This window comes from Bradyrhizobium sp., from assembly GCF_019244115.1.
Lineage (GTDB): Bacteria > Pseudomonadota > Alphaproteobacteria > Rhizobiales > Xanthobacteraceae > Bradyrhizobium.
This window is the reverse complement of the sequence record NZ_JAFATE010000435.1, coordinates 1-14805: the sequence shown is the minus strand read 5'-3', so window position 1 is coordinate 14805 and position 14805 is coordinate 1. Positions and strand designations below refer to the sequence as shown.

At 65.7% G+C, this 14805-nt stretch carries 7 protein-coding genes and 2 pseudogenes; 3 read left to right on the top strand and 6 right to left on the bottom strand.

Features of this window, described 5'->3' with window-relative positions; translation table 11 throughout:
• The 4 genes and pseudogenes from JOZ76_RS19250 to JOZ76_RS19235 form a co-directional block, all read right to left on the bottom strand.
• Positions 1-447, bottom strand: a pseudogene (locus JOZ76_RS19250) (type II/IV secretion system protein); the annotation flags it as partial.
• Between the two features lie 127 nt (positions 448-574).
• The gene (locus tag JOZ76_RS19245) at positions 575-1036 is read right to left on the bottom strand and encodes a tetratricopeptide repeat protein (protein WP_291700842.1); all 462 of its coding nucleotides are present in this window, start codon (positions 1034-1036) and stop codon (positions 575-577) included.
• A gap of 32 nt (positions 1037-1068) precedes the next feature.
• Positions 1069-3429: a type II secretion system secretin GspD gene (gene gspD / locus JOZ76_RS19240; RefSeq protein ID WP_291700835.1), complete on the bottom strand. Its 2361-nt coding sequence runs from the start codon at positions 3427-3429 to the stop codon at positions 1069-1071.
• Between the two features lie 136 nt (positions 3430-3565).
• The gene (locus tag JOZ76_RS19235) at positions 3566-5431 is read right to left on the bottom strand and encodes a hypothetical protein (protein ID WP_441300059.1); all 1866 of its coding nucleotides are present in this window, start codon (positions 5429-5431) and stop codon (positions 3566-3568) included.
• A gap of 772 nt (positions 5432-6203) precedes the next feature.
• Here JOZ76_RS19235 and JOZ76_RS19230 point away from each other — a divergent pair.
• From JOZ76_RS19230 to JOZ76_RS19220, 3 genes are all read left to right on the top strand, one after another.
• Complete coding sequence (locus JOZ76_RS19230) at positions 6204-11321, top strand: helicase (protein ID WP_291700833.1); 5118 nt, start codon at positions 6204-6206, stop codon at positions 11319-11321.
• Between the two features lie 31 nt (positions 11322-11352).
• Positions 11353-12927, top strand: a complete 1575-nt coding sequence (locus JOZ76_RS19225) for an SUMF1/EgtB/PvdO family nonheme iron enzyme (RefSeq protein WP_291700831.1) — start codon at positions 11353-11355, stop codon at positions 12925-12927.
• Positions 12928-13218: 291 nt separating this feature from the next.
• A complete protein-coding gene (locus tag JOZ76_RS19220) occupies positions 13219-13827 on the top strand; it encodes a DUF4399 domain-containing protein (protein ID WP_291700837.1) in 609 nt (202 codons plus the stop codon).
• Positions 13828-13854: 27 nt separating this feature from the next.
• Here the strand turns inward: JOZ76_RS19220 and JOZ76_RS19215 are convergent, their stop codons facing one another.
• Both JOZ76_RS19215 and JOZ76_RS19210 read right to left on the bottom strand, forming a co-directional pair.
• On the bottom strand, positions 13855-14034 hold the full coding sequence (locus tag JOZ76_RS19215) for a hypothetical protein (protein WP_291700828.1): 180 nt from the start codon (positions 14032-14034) through the stop codon (positions 13855-13857).
• A 306-nt stretch (positions 14035-14340) separates the two neighbouring features.
• Positions 14341-14805: pseudogene (locus JOZ76_RS19210) on the bottom strand (hypothetical protein); the annotation flags it as partial.

The following is a 14805-nucleotide window of genomic DNA, read 5'->3' as shown; positions in this document are numbered from 1 at the left end:
AAGTTCGAACAGATCGTTGACGGCACGCACGACCGGCGCGCCGCTGGCGAGGTCGCGCAGGCTCTCGATGTCGTCGTCGCGAGGTTGCGGTTCGTCCGCGCCACCGTCGCGCGCCTGGACCTCGTCCTCGCCCGCAAGGCGGTTCAGTGCGGTGGCAATGTCCTCGGACGAGGCCACCACGATATCGATCGCGCCGCCGAACACCAGCTCCGCGGCTCGTGCGGCCGCGGTGTCGCGGGGATCGGTGACCGCAAGGCACGGCCTGTGCTGGGCGGATTGAAACGGGAAGACCATCGTCTCCCGAAGAAAGCGCCGTGAAAAATGCCGGGCCAGCGGCTTGGCCGCCAGCAGCGCGGGCAATGGGATCCGTGGCAAGCCAGTCAGCCGGGCGATTTCGTCGGCGAACTCGTCTGCCGACAGATCGGCCGCCTCCGGTGATCTCGTCATTCCGCCATCGTCCTGCGCAGCGCCGGACACATCAGCATCGAACCGCGGCAACGCATTGCCGCCGTCGGGATGGTCGGCAAATCGATGAAGAGGAGGACTACAGCTCATGGCACGTCCGAAGTGAACGTCAGCTTCTTCGCCAGCCCAGCGCCAGCCGCTGGCCCTCGACGATCTGATTGGGCGACATCTTCGAGGCAACGGCGTTGCGAATACGCAAATAAGGTTCGCGCTCGCGGAACGGCGCGGCGCCCGCGGCCAGGCTCAGCCATTTGTAGGCCAGCACGTCGTCCCGATCGACGCCATGCCCCTTGTCATACATCAGGCCGAGCAGATGCTGCGCGATAGGGTCGCCGCGTTGGGCGGCGCCGCTGTAGAGCTCGACGGCGGCGTCGTAGGATTGCGGGACCCCAAAACCGTTGTCGTACATGTAGCCCAGCATGGTCATGGCGCGCGGATTGCCGCGCCGGGCGATCGGTGCGAGCAGCCGCGCGGCCCGAATATAATCGCCGCGCGAAAAAGACGCCTGGCCGTCGCGCAGTGAGCCGCCGGTCGCCGGCGAGATCGCCGCGAGGCCGGCAGCCAGGGCCATGCGCACCAAAAGTCTCGTCGGACGTCGCATCATCATTGCACCCGTGGTCCCTGCAGTGCGCTGGTCGACACCGGCTTGATGGTGCCGCGCAGTTTCGAGCGCAGTTCCTCGGCGACGTAGTGGGCATCGGTGCCGTCGCGGATGATCTGCGGGCGGATGAAGATGATCAGTTCGGTCCGTGCGTGCGAGCGATCGTTATGAGCGAACAGGTCCCCAAAACCCGGAATCTGGTCGACGGCCGGAATGCCGTTGCGCGTGCCCTGATGGGTCTCGCTGATCAGGCCGGCCAGCAGCACGGTCTGGCCGCTCGCCACCGCAACCGAGCTCTTCACCTTGCGCTCGGCGACCGTCGGCGTCAGGGTGTTGGCGGTGGCCTGGGAGACGTTGCTGATCTCCTGCTCGATCTCGAGACGGACATTGCCGTTCTCGTTGACCCGCGGCGCCACGCGCAGGATGATTCCGGTGTTGCGATAGTCGATCGTGTTGACGACGGTGTTGCTCGTGGTGAGCACGGTGGCGCTGCCGGTCGAGACCGGCACCTGATCGCCGACCTGCAAGGTCGCGACCTGGTTGTCGATCACGACCAGCGAGGGGTTCGACAGCACCTTGACGTCGGTCACCGTATGCAGGGCATCGAGGATTGCGCTCGGCTGGGATTCCGATCCAATCAGGAAGTTGAAGCCGGGGAAGGCACGGTTCAGGAAGGCATTGGTGATCGACCCTGCCGCGGAGGCGACGGTGGTCGGCGCCGACGTGGAGGTAGTGTTGAGCAGCGATCCCTTGTCGGTCCCAAGGCCAAGGTTTTTGCTGGTCAGATAGGCCTGCACGCCGTAGCTCAAGGTGTCGTTGAGCGTGACCTCGGCGATCGTCGCGTCGATCGCGACCTGCAGCTGCGGACGGTCGCACTGCCGCAAGGTGCTTTCAATCAGCCGGTAATTCTCCCGGTCGGCATAGATCAGTAGCGTGTTGTTGACGACGTCGGGCGTGATCCGCACGCCTTCCATCAGCGCCTTGCCGCTCGCGGACGAACTGCGTGAATCCGAATTCTGGTCGAGGTTCACCGGGGTCGGGGGTGGTGTCCCGCCAAAACCGCGATTGGCGACCAGGCCGTTAGTTCCCTGGTTTGCCTGGCTCTGGCTTGCGAAACCATTCGACTGCGACAGCGTGCCGGCAGCCGACAGCCGTTCCATGCTCGAGCTCGATGATGCGCCCGAGCCGGGGGCGAGGTCATTCGACGCCGCGTCCGCATTGCCCGAATTGCCGGTGAACATGTCGTTCAGCACCTTCGCCATCTGGCGCGCCTCGCCATATTTGACGTGGTAGACGTGAACGCTGTTTCGCAGCGAGTTGGCACCATCCAGCCGCTTGATCCAGGTCTCCGCGGTGTGCAGCAGTCCCGGCTTGCGGGAGATGACCATGATGGCGTTCATCCGGCTGACGGTCTGGAATTTGACCACGTTCTGGCCGAGGCCGCTGTCGCCGGTGTCCATGATCTTTTCGAGCTCGGTGACGATCGGCTCGGGATTGCCGTTGACGATGGGAAAGATCCCGACCGATTGACCGCGCATCCAGTCCGCATCGAAGCTGAGCGCGGCATCGATCGCGGTCTTGCGCTCGGCGCCCGTGCCCTGGATCAGCAGGAGGTTGCGGCCGGGATCGGCGCGCACGGTGCCCGGCTTGAGCGCAAAGCTGTCCAGCAGCTTGAGAAGCGTCTGAGCCGAGACATATTGCAGCGGCACCACCGAAACGCCGTAGCCGGGCTCTGCCGCGCCTCCGGCCGACTCGACATTGCCCGCGCCGACCGCGTCGCCAAGCGGAATCAGCCGATAGCCCGAGGCATCGCGGACCAGCGCCGTGCCCGACAGGCGAAGCGCGTTCTCGAGCACATACAGAACGTCGGATTTGGGAACGGGGCGCACCGAGGACAGACTGACGGTGCCCTGGATGCGCGGATCGATGGTGTAGCCGGTGCCCAAAATGTCGCCGAGCACGACCTTGGCGACGGTCGCAACCGGGGTGTTCTCGAAATTCAGTTCGAACCCGTTGCCGACCTGCTGCGACTGCGCTGCGACCTGCTGGATGGGAAGCGGAGCCGCCTGGGTGACCTCGGCTCTCGCCTCTCTTGCGTCGTCGGCGCCGCCGTAGATCTCGGCCCGGGCGCGTCTCGCCTGCGGCGACTGTTCGGGGAGGACCTGCTTCGGATAACGCGGCGAAAGATCGAGCTGGCCGATCTTGCCGATCACGTCGTCGTCGTTGCGGCTAGAGTCGCTGCCGATGGTCGCGGAATTGCACGCCGCCAGCGCCATCGACAAGACGACCAGCGTCGCCGCGAGCCCGCGGCCCCGCAGCCTGCCCGGGCCGAAATCGTCAACTCCTACCACTCGCCCGCCCACCCAATCTGCCGAATATGTTTTTTGGTATGAAGCATCGCCGGCCGGAAAGCCGTCGCCTTCCGACTCGCGAGTGCCGAAGCGCCGCCGCTGGAGGTGCCGCGGCTGTTCGGCCGCGGCACCTCGTTTCATCAGGTCGTTACCAGAGCCAGCCGACCCCAGCGAGAACCTGATCGGACATCGCTCCCGCCGCGCTGTGATCGATCACCTTGGTATAGTTCAGCTTGAACACCAGGCTCGGATTGGGGAACACGGCGACGCCGACGTCGTGGAATGTCATGTCGCCGCTGCCCGTCGGATTGTTAAATCCGTTGGCGAGGTCGTTGCCCAAGACGCCGCCGGTCTGCAGATTCTGGCGGGTATAGCGATAGAACGGCACGACTTCGTAATCGTTGGGCGCCTTGAAGTGATAGGCGATTTCGCCCGAGTAGCCCCACATGTTCTTGCCGACATTGTTGGCGTCGTCGAGATCGTTGTTGGCGCGCAGGTTCTCCGGATTGGAGAAGTTGACATAGGCGTATTCGGCGCGCAGCTCGAGACCGGTGTTGGGCACGCGGTATCGGGCCTCGGTATCGAAGATCGTCAGCGCGTTCTTGCCGAGCGGCGTCTCTATGACGCCGCCGGCGCCATCCGGCACGGTGGCATAGGCGCCGCGTGGCGTGATGTTCGGCGAGTAGTACACCGCCGAACTGCCGGCGAAGCCGGGCAGGAACGACGGCGTGTAGCTCAGGCGGAAGGTATAGGCGATCTCGTTGCTGAGCTGGCGGAAGTCGCCGATCGGCGCGTGCGAGAATCCGAGCGCGTCGGCTCCATTGATGCCGGCCAGATAGCCGCCCGGAATAATGGCTCCGTTGTCGCCGCGATGGTCGAAATCGTCGCCAAAGTCCTCGGCGCTCTGGCTGATCTGGAACTGGTAGTTCAAGCCATCGACGATCTTGCCATAGAAGCCGGCCGCGGGCGCGTACCAGGTGGTCGGGATCAGGCCGTTGGCGAGTTCGGGCCGCTGCACGCTGTAGAACAGCGTGGGCTCGTGGTAGAGGTTGTTGAACGAGATCGGCACCAGATCGACGCCCGGCGAGCGCAGGGTGAAGTAGTCGTTGAACTTGATGTCGAAGAAGGCCTGCTCGACCTCGACCGCGCCATGCAGCTTGTCGTCATTGTCGAACGCGCTGCCGCCGTGCTCCCATTCGAGCTCGGCATTGAAGGTGATGTTGTCGTTGACCTGATAGGTCGGCAGCAGCACCAGGCGGCCCATGTCGAAACCGTTCTGCCACTGGCCGTTGGCGGCGGGATTCTGCATCGAGCCGAACTTGATCTCGCCGTACATGCCGATCTTCATCCCTGGGACGGGGGATGGCGCGACCCCGAACAGGTCCTTGTTGCCGGGCGGCGGGGCCTTGAGGCTCATATCGGCCGCCGGAATGAATTTCGCCCCGGAATCGGAATCGGCGAACGCTGATGCAAGCCGCGACACCGGCGTGGCCGACTGCGCGTTGTCGGCGGTTTTCGAGCTGCTCGCCTTGGTGTCCCCGGACTCGGCGAACGCCATGGCGTTGCGCGCGGATCCGGACGCGGACTGTGCGGTATCGGCAGGCTTGCCGCCAGCCGATCCGCCGGCCTTCGCCGCGTTGGGATCGGCAATCGCCACGGTGTCGGTCGGATGGCGGGAGGCGAGCGATGCGGACTGCCCGACGCCGGGCGTCTTCGACTTGGCCTTCGCTTCCTTGAGCTCGACCTGAAGATCGTTGATGCGCTGCTCCATCGAATTGATCTTCGACATCAGCGCCTTGACGGCTGCCGACTCGTCGGCGGAGCGCGACGGCGTATCGCTGGCTGCAAGCGCTGCCCCGGTGCTCAGCGCGACCGTCGAGACGGCCGCCAGCAGCGACGACAGGACGGGGCCGCGTCCGCGCAGGCGGCGGGCGCCGTCATCAATATCAGAAGCACCCTCGTGTGAAGACACGATGCAGTCAACGCGCCCCCCCGTGCAGTTATTCAAGACCATTAGTTAGACTCCCCATGTTTGACGCGCGGACATGCAAGGCCCTCCACCCGCGTCGCCGTGAACGTTGACCCGCCCGCAATTACGAGTCCGTTCGGCGCTAGAAGTCCCGCATGTCAATACTTGGGCTCGTACGCGATGCTCGCGTGTCAGCACTTGGGCAGTCCGCGCGTTGCGCTCGTCGTGCATCGATCTCGCGCCAGGCGTATGCGATCGTGCCGACGCAAGTCGGCGCGCGGCAAGTGGCCGCAGTGTCTACGGATTATCGCTAGCGGCAGATTGCGAAGGTGCATCGTCGCTGGTTACAGCGCGAAGCTGCATCCGATCGCGTTCTGCGCCATCGAACGAACCACGCCACACATCGTCAGCGATCGAGGCGCCTCGCGATGAATTGCGTTGCGCTGATGGCGTGTTTGGGACCGCGCACTGCGATTCAACGACAAAGCACGAGTGATTGTGGCGGCGATTGCGGCAGGACCCCGCGTCGTCCGCTAACGGGTACGTGGTGCGACCGTGCGCGAACACGCTTCGCTTGCGATCAAGGCAGTCGAATCCCGCCGACATCGCGCTTCTTAAAGAAATTCCAAACTGATGAGAGCGCGAAAAAGACTGCGCTTCTTCAAACGATTCCAAATCGGAATATTCCATTTTGGTGTGAATCTGAGTTGCCTTCGATGTCCCTCCCATCATTACGCCGTATTGCGTGACCCTTAGTGCCCGCGTCGATCGATAACCGTTTTGTTCGCTTATTCGCCGCCAGCATCGGGGAGGCACTATGAACGATGCCCATCAGTCAGAGCCCGCGACCGGGCCGTTACAGAATGTTCTTGGCTATTTGACCGAGATCATCCGGCACGACGGACGCGTGGTGGAGCGCCTGCCGGAGCATCAGCTCGCGGGTGGACACCGCTTTGTCTTTCATCAGCACGAACTCGAGAAGCTGCCGGGCATCACCCACAACACCTTCGACGCTGACGGACCGGTGTGGCTGGCCGTCGAGCCGCTCGCCGCGACCGAGCCGCCCGCGATCGATGCCGATCTCGCGATCTGGGTCGAACTGGCTTTAGACCCCGACCAGCGCCCGCTGGTCCGCCAGAGCGTCCTGATCACCGTTTATGGAGCGGAGAAGGATCGCCTGATCGCGGCGGCGCATGCGCGCTCGGAGGATTGCTCGCCGGCGATCGCAAACGATGCGTCCGCCGGCCTCTGGAACATGCGATTGCGCCTGGAGCAGCGCCCCGATCTCGGCGAGCGCATCGACCGTTATGTGGCAGGTCCCTGGACCAATTGGGCCACGACCGAGCGGCCGTGCCGCAGGACCATCGCCATTCACCGCCGGCTGCGCGAGATGGCCCGCGTGTCCGGGATCGGCGGCAGCGACCGGGCTTGTGAGATCGTGTGGGGCATCGGCGTGTCGCGGTGGCGGCACAACGGCCGCGACCTCGACCTGCCGCTGCTCGAACGCCTGGTCGAAATCGAGGTGCTTGAAAGCCCCGATGCCGAGATCAGGATCCGGCCGCGCATGGTCGGTGCGACGGTCAATCTCAAGGCTTTTGAAGCGCTGGCGCCGGCTGCCGCGCAACTGGCGCGCGACAGCGCCGAACGCCTGCTCGATGCGATCCAGCGCGGCGGCGAGCTTTCGCCATTCCTGCCGGCAAGTTTTGAGCCGATCCTGACCGCCATCTCCTCGCAGCTCGATCCGCAGGGGGCTTATCGTCCGACGGTCACCGAAGCGGCGTTTCCGCTGCCGGAGGCGGGCGAGCAGCTGGTCGTGACCGATCGCTGGGTGGTCTTTGCGCGGCCGCGCTCGGACGGCCTGGTGCTGCGCGACATCGACCGCTTGAAGCAGGCGATCGAGCACGCGCCCAAGAACTCCAAGAACTCGTCCAATGGCGAGTGCTGCCTGTCCGCCGTGGCCGACGTTCTGCTTGCCGGGCCCGAGCACGATGCCAAGGACGGCCTGCGCCGGCAGTTGTCCGGCGTCATCGGCCATCCGATCGACATCGCGCCGGCCGCGCAGGTCGCAGCCGCCGATCAGGGCGATCTCTTTTTTCCCTTGCCGACCAGCTCCGACCAGATGGAGATGGTGCGCCAGTTGCAGCGCTCGGACGGCCTCGTGGTCCAGGGGGCGCGTGGCGCCGAGCGGACCGCGGCGATCGCCAATGTCGTGTGCCATCATCTCGCGCTCGGGTTGCGCGTTCTCGTCGTGTCGCGCAACGAGGCTGCGCTTGCGCAGCTGTTCGAAAAGCTGCCGCGCGCGATCCGCGATCTCACGGTCAACCTGACCGGCTCCGACAAGGAGGTGCTCAAGCACGCCGAGACCGTGGTGGGACGGCTGCTGTCGATCGTCGAGAGCATGAACCTGCGCGACCAGGTCGATCAGGTCAATCGGCTGGAACGCGACATCATCGTGACCAGTCAGGACATCTCGCGTCTCGACGACGAGATTGCCGACATCGCCAGCCGCAATCTGCAGCATCCGTCCGGCGCCGCCGACCTGTCGTTCGATGCGGTCAAGACGTTGATCACCGATCGCGATGCGTATGCCTGGTTCAGCGACCGGCCGACGCGCATCCTGGCCGAGAGCGACGCCCTGGTTTCGGCAGTCCAGCTGGCCCGCGAGGCGCGGCTGCGGCTTGGCGGCGAGCTCAAATACATCGACGAGAAGCCGCCGGAGATCGCGACGCTTCCGGACGCCGCGGTGCTGATGCGTCTGCACGAGGATCGCAGGCGGACCGCCGAGCCGATCTCGGGCGAGAGCCGCGACGGCCGCATGGCCCGCAATGCAGTTGCGGCGCTCGGATTGGAGGGGGCCGACAAGCTGGCCGCCGATCTCGACGCGCTGGTTGCCGCGCACCGGGTGATTGCCGACGAAGCATGGCTCGCGGCGCTGTCGCCGCTCGGTCCCAAGGCCGGCACGGCCTCGGCCGATGTCGACATGGTCGTCGATTTTGCCCGCGATGCGTCGGCCCAGCTGTCGAAGCGTGCCGGCTTCCTGACCCGCCCGGTGGAGGCGCCCGCGGACGCTTTCGCCAACCAGGAGCTCATCGGGATCGTCGAGCGGCTGTCTGCCGGCGAAAAGCCTTTTGCGACGTTCTCCCGGGCGGGGCGCGCGCAAAAGCCGGTCGTGGATGCGATCAAGGTGGCGGGTTTTGCGCCGAAGGCTGCGGCCGACTGGTCCCATGTTCGCGACTATCTGGCCTGGCGGCGCGACTTGCATTCACTGAATGCCCGATGGCGGTCGCTGGCTGCGGAGATCGCTGCACCCGCGCTCGATGCGGATCAGTCGCACTCGTTCCATGGTCTTGAGCGCGTCGCCAAGAGCGTCGAAGTGGCGGTCGTGACCGCCGCGCTTGCCAGGCGCAATCTGCTGGCGATCGGCCCGAAACTGTCGATGCCGGACGGCGAGATCGCCGAGTTGCTCGCGAGCCCCCGGCGGCTTGCCGCCTTCGCCGCTGCCGTCAGGGGCGGGGCCAGCCGCATCGCCGACCAGCGTTTCGAGCTGACGCGGCTGGATGAGCTGTTTCCCGGCAATGGCGCGATCGCGACCATGGTGCGCTCGGATGTGCTCTCGCAAATGGGCCGCGACGATTTGGACTCCCGCGAGATCGAAAAGCGCTGGATCGGCGTTCGCGCCCGAATCCAGTCGTTGCGCGATCGCCGCGAGGACTTTGAACTGCTCGACGCGGTGTCCCGGACCATGACCGAGGCCGGGGCGGGCGCGTTCGCCAAGCGGCTGCGAACCGAGCCGGCGCATCGCGAGACCGGCGATCCGGTGCTGGTCGCGGACTGGCTGATGGCCTGGAATTGGGCGGTGCTGATGCGGCAGACCGAAGGTCTCGGCCAGCATCAGCGCCTGCGCGATCTCTCAGACGAGCGCCTCGCGCTGGAGGCGCGGCTGCGCGAGCTGTTCGAGCAGGTGGTCGGAGCGCGGATGCATCTCGGCTTTGCGCAGAACACCAGCCAGGCGGTGCGGCAGGCGCTCACCGTCTTCATGATCACGCTGCGAAAGATGGCGGCGACCTGCTCCGGTCCGACCGCGTGCCGGCTTCGCCTGGTGGCGCGCGAGGCGCTCGAGAGCTGTTATGAGGGCATCCCGTGCCAGATCATGCCGGCCTGGCGCGTCGCCGAGCAGGTGCCGGCGCGGCTCGGCGCCTTCGATCTCGTGGTCATCGACGATGCCTCGCAGTCCGACCTGCGCGAGCTCACGACGATGCTCAGGGGCCGCAAGGTTCTCGTCACCGACGAGGATCGGCAAACCGGCCAGCTGATCGACCTCGGTGGCCGCGACATCGAACCGATCGAGCATGACCTGCTGCGCCGCATTCCGCCGGCCATTCGCCAGTTCCTGCTGCCGGGTGCGGCGCTCTGCGATCTCGTCAAGGTGCTGTTCCCCGACCGGATGATCAGGCTCAGGGAGCACGTTCGCCGCGCCGATTCCGCGGTTCTGTCGACCACCGCCTTGCCGGCGCAGGCGGCAGAATCGCGCACGCCGGCTTTCGGCGAGCCGTCGCCGAACTGGGCGATGGCCGGCTCCGCGGACGGACGGCTGTCGCAGCCCGCGAGCGCGACGCGCGTAGCCTATACGCTAGAGGACGAGATCGCGACAGTGGCCGAGAGCCTGTCGCTCGCCCGCCGCGCGAGGGCAGAGAGCAGCGCCGAACCGGCCATCGTGATCGACGGCCCGCCGCAATGGCTCGGCGGCCGGGCAGGCGGGACCGGGCTCGACAGCGAGGTTCGCGTGCCGCGCTGGCTCGCGCGCGATGGCGCCGACGGGCGCGCCCCTGCGGGTGCATCGCCTGACATATCGGCTGCGGCCGCGCTGCCCTGGCTGGAGCCTGCTGCGCCGGTCGCCGGCGCGGAAACCGAGCTGCGCAAGGTTGGCGATCGCGCCGCGCCGGGAGCCGTGGACGCCCTGGCGGTCGCGGCCGTGGTGAGCGCGCTCACCGAAAAAGCCGCGCCCTCCGACAAGACGGAGCCGCGCATCGAAATCGACTTGTCGCCCGAGCTTGCCAGCATCGATCCGCCGCCGTTCGCGCCGCATCGGCGGCCTCCGGTTGATGAAACTCCGAAACGCCAGCGGCGCCTGCTCGGCCGGCACCTGATGGCCGCGGCCGCGGTCGTCGCGATCGCGATGGTTGGCGCGTCGATCTATTGGCAGCCGGCCATGACTAGCCTTCCGACGTCCTGGCAGACGGCACTGACCCGCCTCCCGGTCTGGACTGCGGCTTCCCCGGCCGCGGCGCTGCCCGGCGAGACCGCGCCGCGCAAGGTGACGGCCGATCGGATCACGCCTGAAGTCAGGGAAGCCAACGCCGGCGACGGCGCGGCCAGCACGGTCACGACCGGCGCAGCCACGGGCGAGACGATCGTCTCGCACGCGGTGCTGTACCAGGAGGATCCGGTCGATCCACACGGCAAGCGCTATTTTGGCACCGTGACCTGGCACCTCGAGCCTGGCGCCGGGTCGGTGCCGGCTTCGGTCAAGGGCGATGTCGAAATCGACAAGCAGATGAACGCGACCTTGTCGCTGCGCCGCAACGTCGACAGCGAGATGCCGGCGAGCCACATCATGGAGGTCAAGTTCAACTGGCCGGACGAAACCGCGCACAGCGGGGTCGATACGCTCAAGGGCGTCACCATGAAGGCCGTCGAGTCGGGACGTGGCGCTCCGCTGTCGGCAATGACTGCAAAGGTGACGCCCAAATATTTCATGATCGCGCTGTCCGCCGGCGATGTGGACATGAAGCGGAACGTCCTGCTGCTCAAGGGCAAGGAGTGGTTCGACATTCCGATCGTGTATAGCGGTGGCAGCCGCGCGGTTCTGGCGATCGAGAAGGGAGCGGACGGTGAGCGCGCGTTCAAGGACGCGTTTGCCGCCTGGGGGCAATGAGCAGGCGAGGGCACCGTGCCGCGGTCCCGTCATGACGATCGAGGATCAGCTACTGGAGCGGTTGCACGCGCCCGCGGCGGGTAGGGACGATCCGCCGATGGTCACCGTGACGCAGTCGGTGCCCTGCGAGCGGTGCGGCCGGATCGTGCGCGTGGCGATGAGCGCCTTGCGCCCGCCCAGCTTCGATCAGATCGACGAGCAGGTCGAATGTCCCGAGATCCAGGAGCGTCGGGGCAAAGGCGAGGGTGGGCTGCTGCTGATGATGTGCAGCTCCCTGAAGCGCTCGCTCGATGCCGGCTGTGAGAGCGTCGAGGTCATCGCGACGCCTCGGGACGATGGCGACAGCGGCCAGGTCGTCTGCCGCATCCCCGGCGTTTCGAGCACGTATTATTCGGCCGACGAGGCGCGCGGCCGCGCTGAAATCTGGGACGCGCACGGGCACACGAAGCTGGCCGCCAGGCTTCGTGCGGCAGCGGTGAAGGCCGAGCGCCAGCGGGTCAGCCGCGCCCGTGTTGCCATCGGCGTCGGCGCAATGGCCATCGTTGTCGCGGGTGGATGGTTCGCGCTGTTGCGAGAACCACAGCTGGCGTCCCCACCGCCGCCGGCGCAACAGTTTTCCGAGACGTCGGATGCCTCGCCAAGTCCCGCCGCGGTCCAGCCCGCGCCGGACACCTCTGTGTCGCAGCCCGCTTCGGCCGCGACCGAGGCCGCTCCGGTCCCGTCGCGGGATGCACCGACGGGTGCCGTGACGCGGTCGCTGTCGTCAGATCCATCGCAGAGCCAGGCCGTCGAACCGGAGCCGCCGACGCCGTCGCCGGCACAAGACGCCGCGATGGCGGCAGATGCCACGTCGCCAGCAGAGTCTGCGCCGGCCGCAGCTGCCGCTCCGAATGCATCTCCCACTCCGTCAGCGGAGAAGGTGCACCTGCCTGACCTCGTGATGATTCCCGGCGGAACGTTCGCGATGGGCGGGGTGGAGGTGGCGGAGCTTCCGGTCCATCAGGTCACCGTAAAACCGTTTGCGCTCGGCAAGTTTCCCGTCACGATTGGCGAGTGGAAGGAGTGCGTGGCTGACCAGGCCTGCGCCGCCGAGCTGGCGACTGGCGCGGATGACAACCCGGTCTCCAATGTGAGCTACGACGACGCGAAGGCCTATCTGGCGTGGCTCTCGAAGGTCGTCGGCAAGCCGTTTCGGCTGCCGACCGAGGCGGAATGGGAATATGCGGCGCGCGGCGGAAAATCGACCAGGTTCTGGTGGGGCGACCAGATGCGCCCCGGCATGGCCAATTGCAAAGGATGCAACGACACCGGCGAGCCCGCGCAGCTCATGAAGGTTGGCGGCTTTAACGCCAATCCCTTTGGCCTGTTCGACATGGGCGGCTGCGTCGACCAGTGGGTCGCCGACTCCTGGCACAGGAGCTACCAGGGAGCGCCGGCCGATGGCTCGGCCTGGGTCGATGAGGACGGTTTTGCGCGCGTCATTCGCTCGGGCTCGTGGAAGAACGATGCGAGCTATGTGCGCGCCGGGAGCCGCGATCACTACGACGCACGCGTCAGATATCCGACGCATGGCTTCCGTGTCGCGCTCTCGCTAGAGGGACTTTAGCGCATGATCCGGAAAAGTGTGCAGCGGTTTTCCGAAGAGATCATGCGCAATCAAGAATCTGAAGCGCGACGGCGATTAACTTGATCCCACCGCGCTTTAGGACGCGCCGATCGACTGTGCGGTCCCCTTTCTAGACATTCAACAAACATAGCCACAAGATCATTTGCCAACTGGAAAGTCATGGGTACAAGCAAACATCCGATTTCACCGCCTCTTGGCCTGACGTCCCTGAAAGGATCTCTTATCGCGCGCGTCAAGAACCTTGGATCGGTAGCGCTCGTGGTCGCGCTGATGCTGTCGCCTGGCCTCGTATGGGCGCAGGGGACGCCGTCGCCGAAGGACGCCTACCTCTACATCATTTCGCCGTCCGACGGCGACACGGTGAAGGGGGCGTTCTGGTGCCGCTTCGGCCTGCGCAACATGGGCGTCAGCCATGCCGGCGACAATTTTGCCAACAGCGGCCATCATCATCTGCTGATCGACGCCGACGAGCCGATCGACCCCGGCGAGCCGATCCCGCAGGACAGGAAGCATCTTCACTATGGCGCCGGCGAGACCGAAGCGCTGATCGAACTGCCCCCCGGCAGGCATACGCTGCAGCTCGTGCTCAGCGACGGCAAGCACTTCAACTTCGACCCGCCCGTCGTCTCCAAGAAGATCACGATCACCGTCAGCGGCGCCGATGCGGACGCTGCGTCGGACCGCCAGCACACCGTCCGTCACGCCCACAGCCGGATCAAGCACCATCGCTTGCGAACGGCGCGGCCGGCGCCGCAGACCTCCGCGGCCGATGCAGCGCCACCCGAAAACTCAAAACCCTCTGGCGCGATCGAGTTCCTCAGAAGCCATCTGTGGGGCACCGGCTCGAGCGCACCTGCCGGATCGAGCGGATCGAAATGAACGCCGGTCTCGCTCCGGGTGCCAGCCTTAGTAGTAGACGCCGGCCAGCGGCAAAATCCGCTGCAGGATTGCGCCGAGACAGATCAGCACCACCAGCAGCTTGAGCAGCTGGGCGAGCCGGCGATCGTTGGCAAAGCGGTCGATCGCCCAGAAGCAGATCGCTCCGACCACGATGATGATGAGGACGCCGATCAGAGCGGATATCATCTCTGCTTCCCTTGCGGTTCGTTTGCCGTCGCCCGGGCTGGACGACGCCAGGAATTTTCCGCGAGCCCAAGGGCGCGCGCAAGCGAAAACCGGTCATCATAGCCGGGGATTGGTGCTCTCAGACCATTGACCCGTATGCAAAGCGTGCGCGCTTGATTCGCGCGCCAGGTACAGGTTGCCCGAGCTGGCCGTCCCAGCGGCTCTTGCGAGCGTCATCCAAAACCTCTCGCCTTCCGGCCGCCAAATTTGCCGCCTGAAGGAGCTGCCGCGGCCGTTCTGGCCGCGGCATCTGATTGCCTCAAGCCGTTACCAGAGCCAGCCGACGCCGCCGAGAACCTGATCGTTCTGCGGGCCGGTGACGCTCTTGTCGGTGATCTTCGTGTAGTTCAGCTTGAACACCAGGCTCGGATTGGGGAACACGGCGACGCCGATGTCATGAAACGTCGTGTCGCCGTGGCCGGTCGGATTGTTGAAGCCATTGACGGGGTCGATGCCAAAGACGGCGCCGGTCTGCAGGTTCTGGCGGGTGTAGCGATAGAACGGCACAGCCTCCCAGTCGCTGCCGAGAATGTTGCCCATCGGGATGTGATAGGCGATCTCGCCCGAATAGCCAAACATGTCCTTGCCGACATTGTTGTCGTCGAGGCTGTCGTTGTTGGCACGCAGGTTTTCCGGGTTGCCGAAGCGGACATAGGCGTACTCGGCCCGCAGCTCCAGTCCGGTGTTGGGCAGGCGATAGCGGGCCTCGGTATCGAGGATCAGCATGCTGTT

Excerpts from the sequence above, each read along its gene's own strand:
- JOZ76_RS19230 (WP_291700833.1), top strand. The coding sequence starts at position 6,204 with ATGAACGATGCCCATCAGTCAGAGCCCGCGACCGGGCCGTTACAGAAT.
- JOZ76_RS19215 (WP_291700828.1), bottom strand. The coding sequence starts at position 14,034 with ATGATATCCGCTCTGATCGGCGTCCTCATCATCATCGTGGTCGGAGCG.
- JOZ76_RS19225 (WP_291700831.1), top strand. The coding sequence starts at position 11,353 with ATGACGATCGAGGATCAGCTACTGGAGCGGTTGCACGCGCCCGCGGCG.
- JOZ76_RS19220 (WP_291700837.1), top strand. The coding sequence starts at position 13,219 with ATGCTGTCGCCTGGCCTCGTATGGGCGCAGGGGACGCCGTCGCCGAAG.
- JOZ76_RS19245 (WP_291700842.1), bottom strand. The coding sequence starts at position 1,036 with ATGGCCCTGGCTGCCGGCCTCGCGGCGATCTCGCCGGCGACCGGCGGC.
- JOZ76_RS19235 (WP_441300059.1), bottom strand. The coding sequence starts at position 5,431 with ATGGTCTTGAATAACTGCACGGGGGGGCGCGTTGACTGCATCGTGTCT.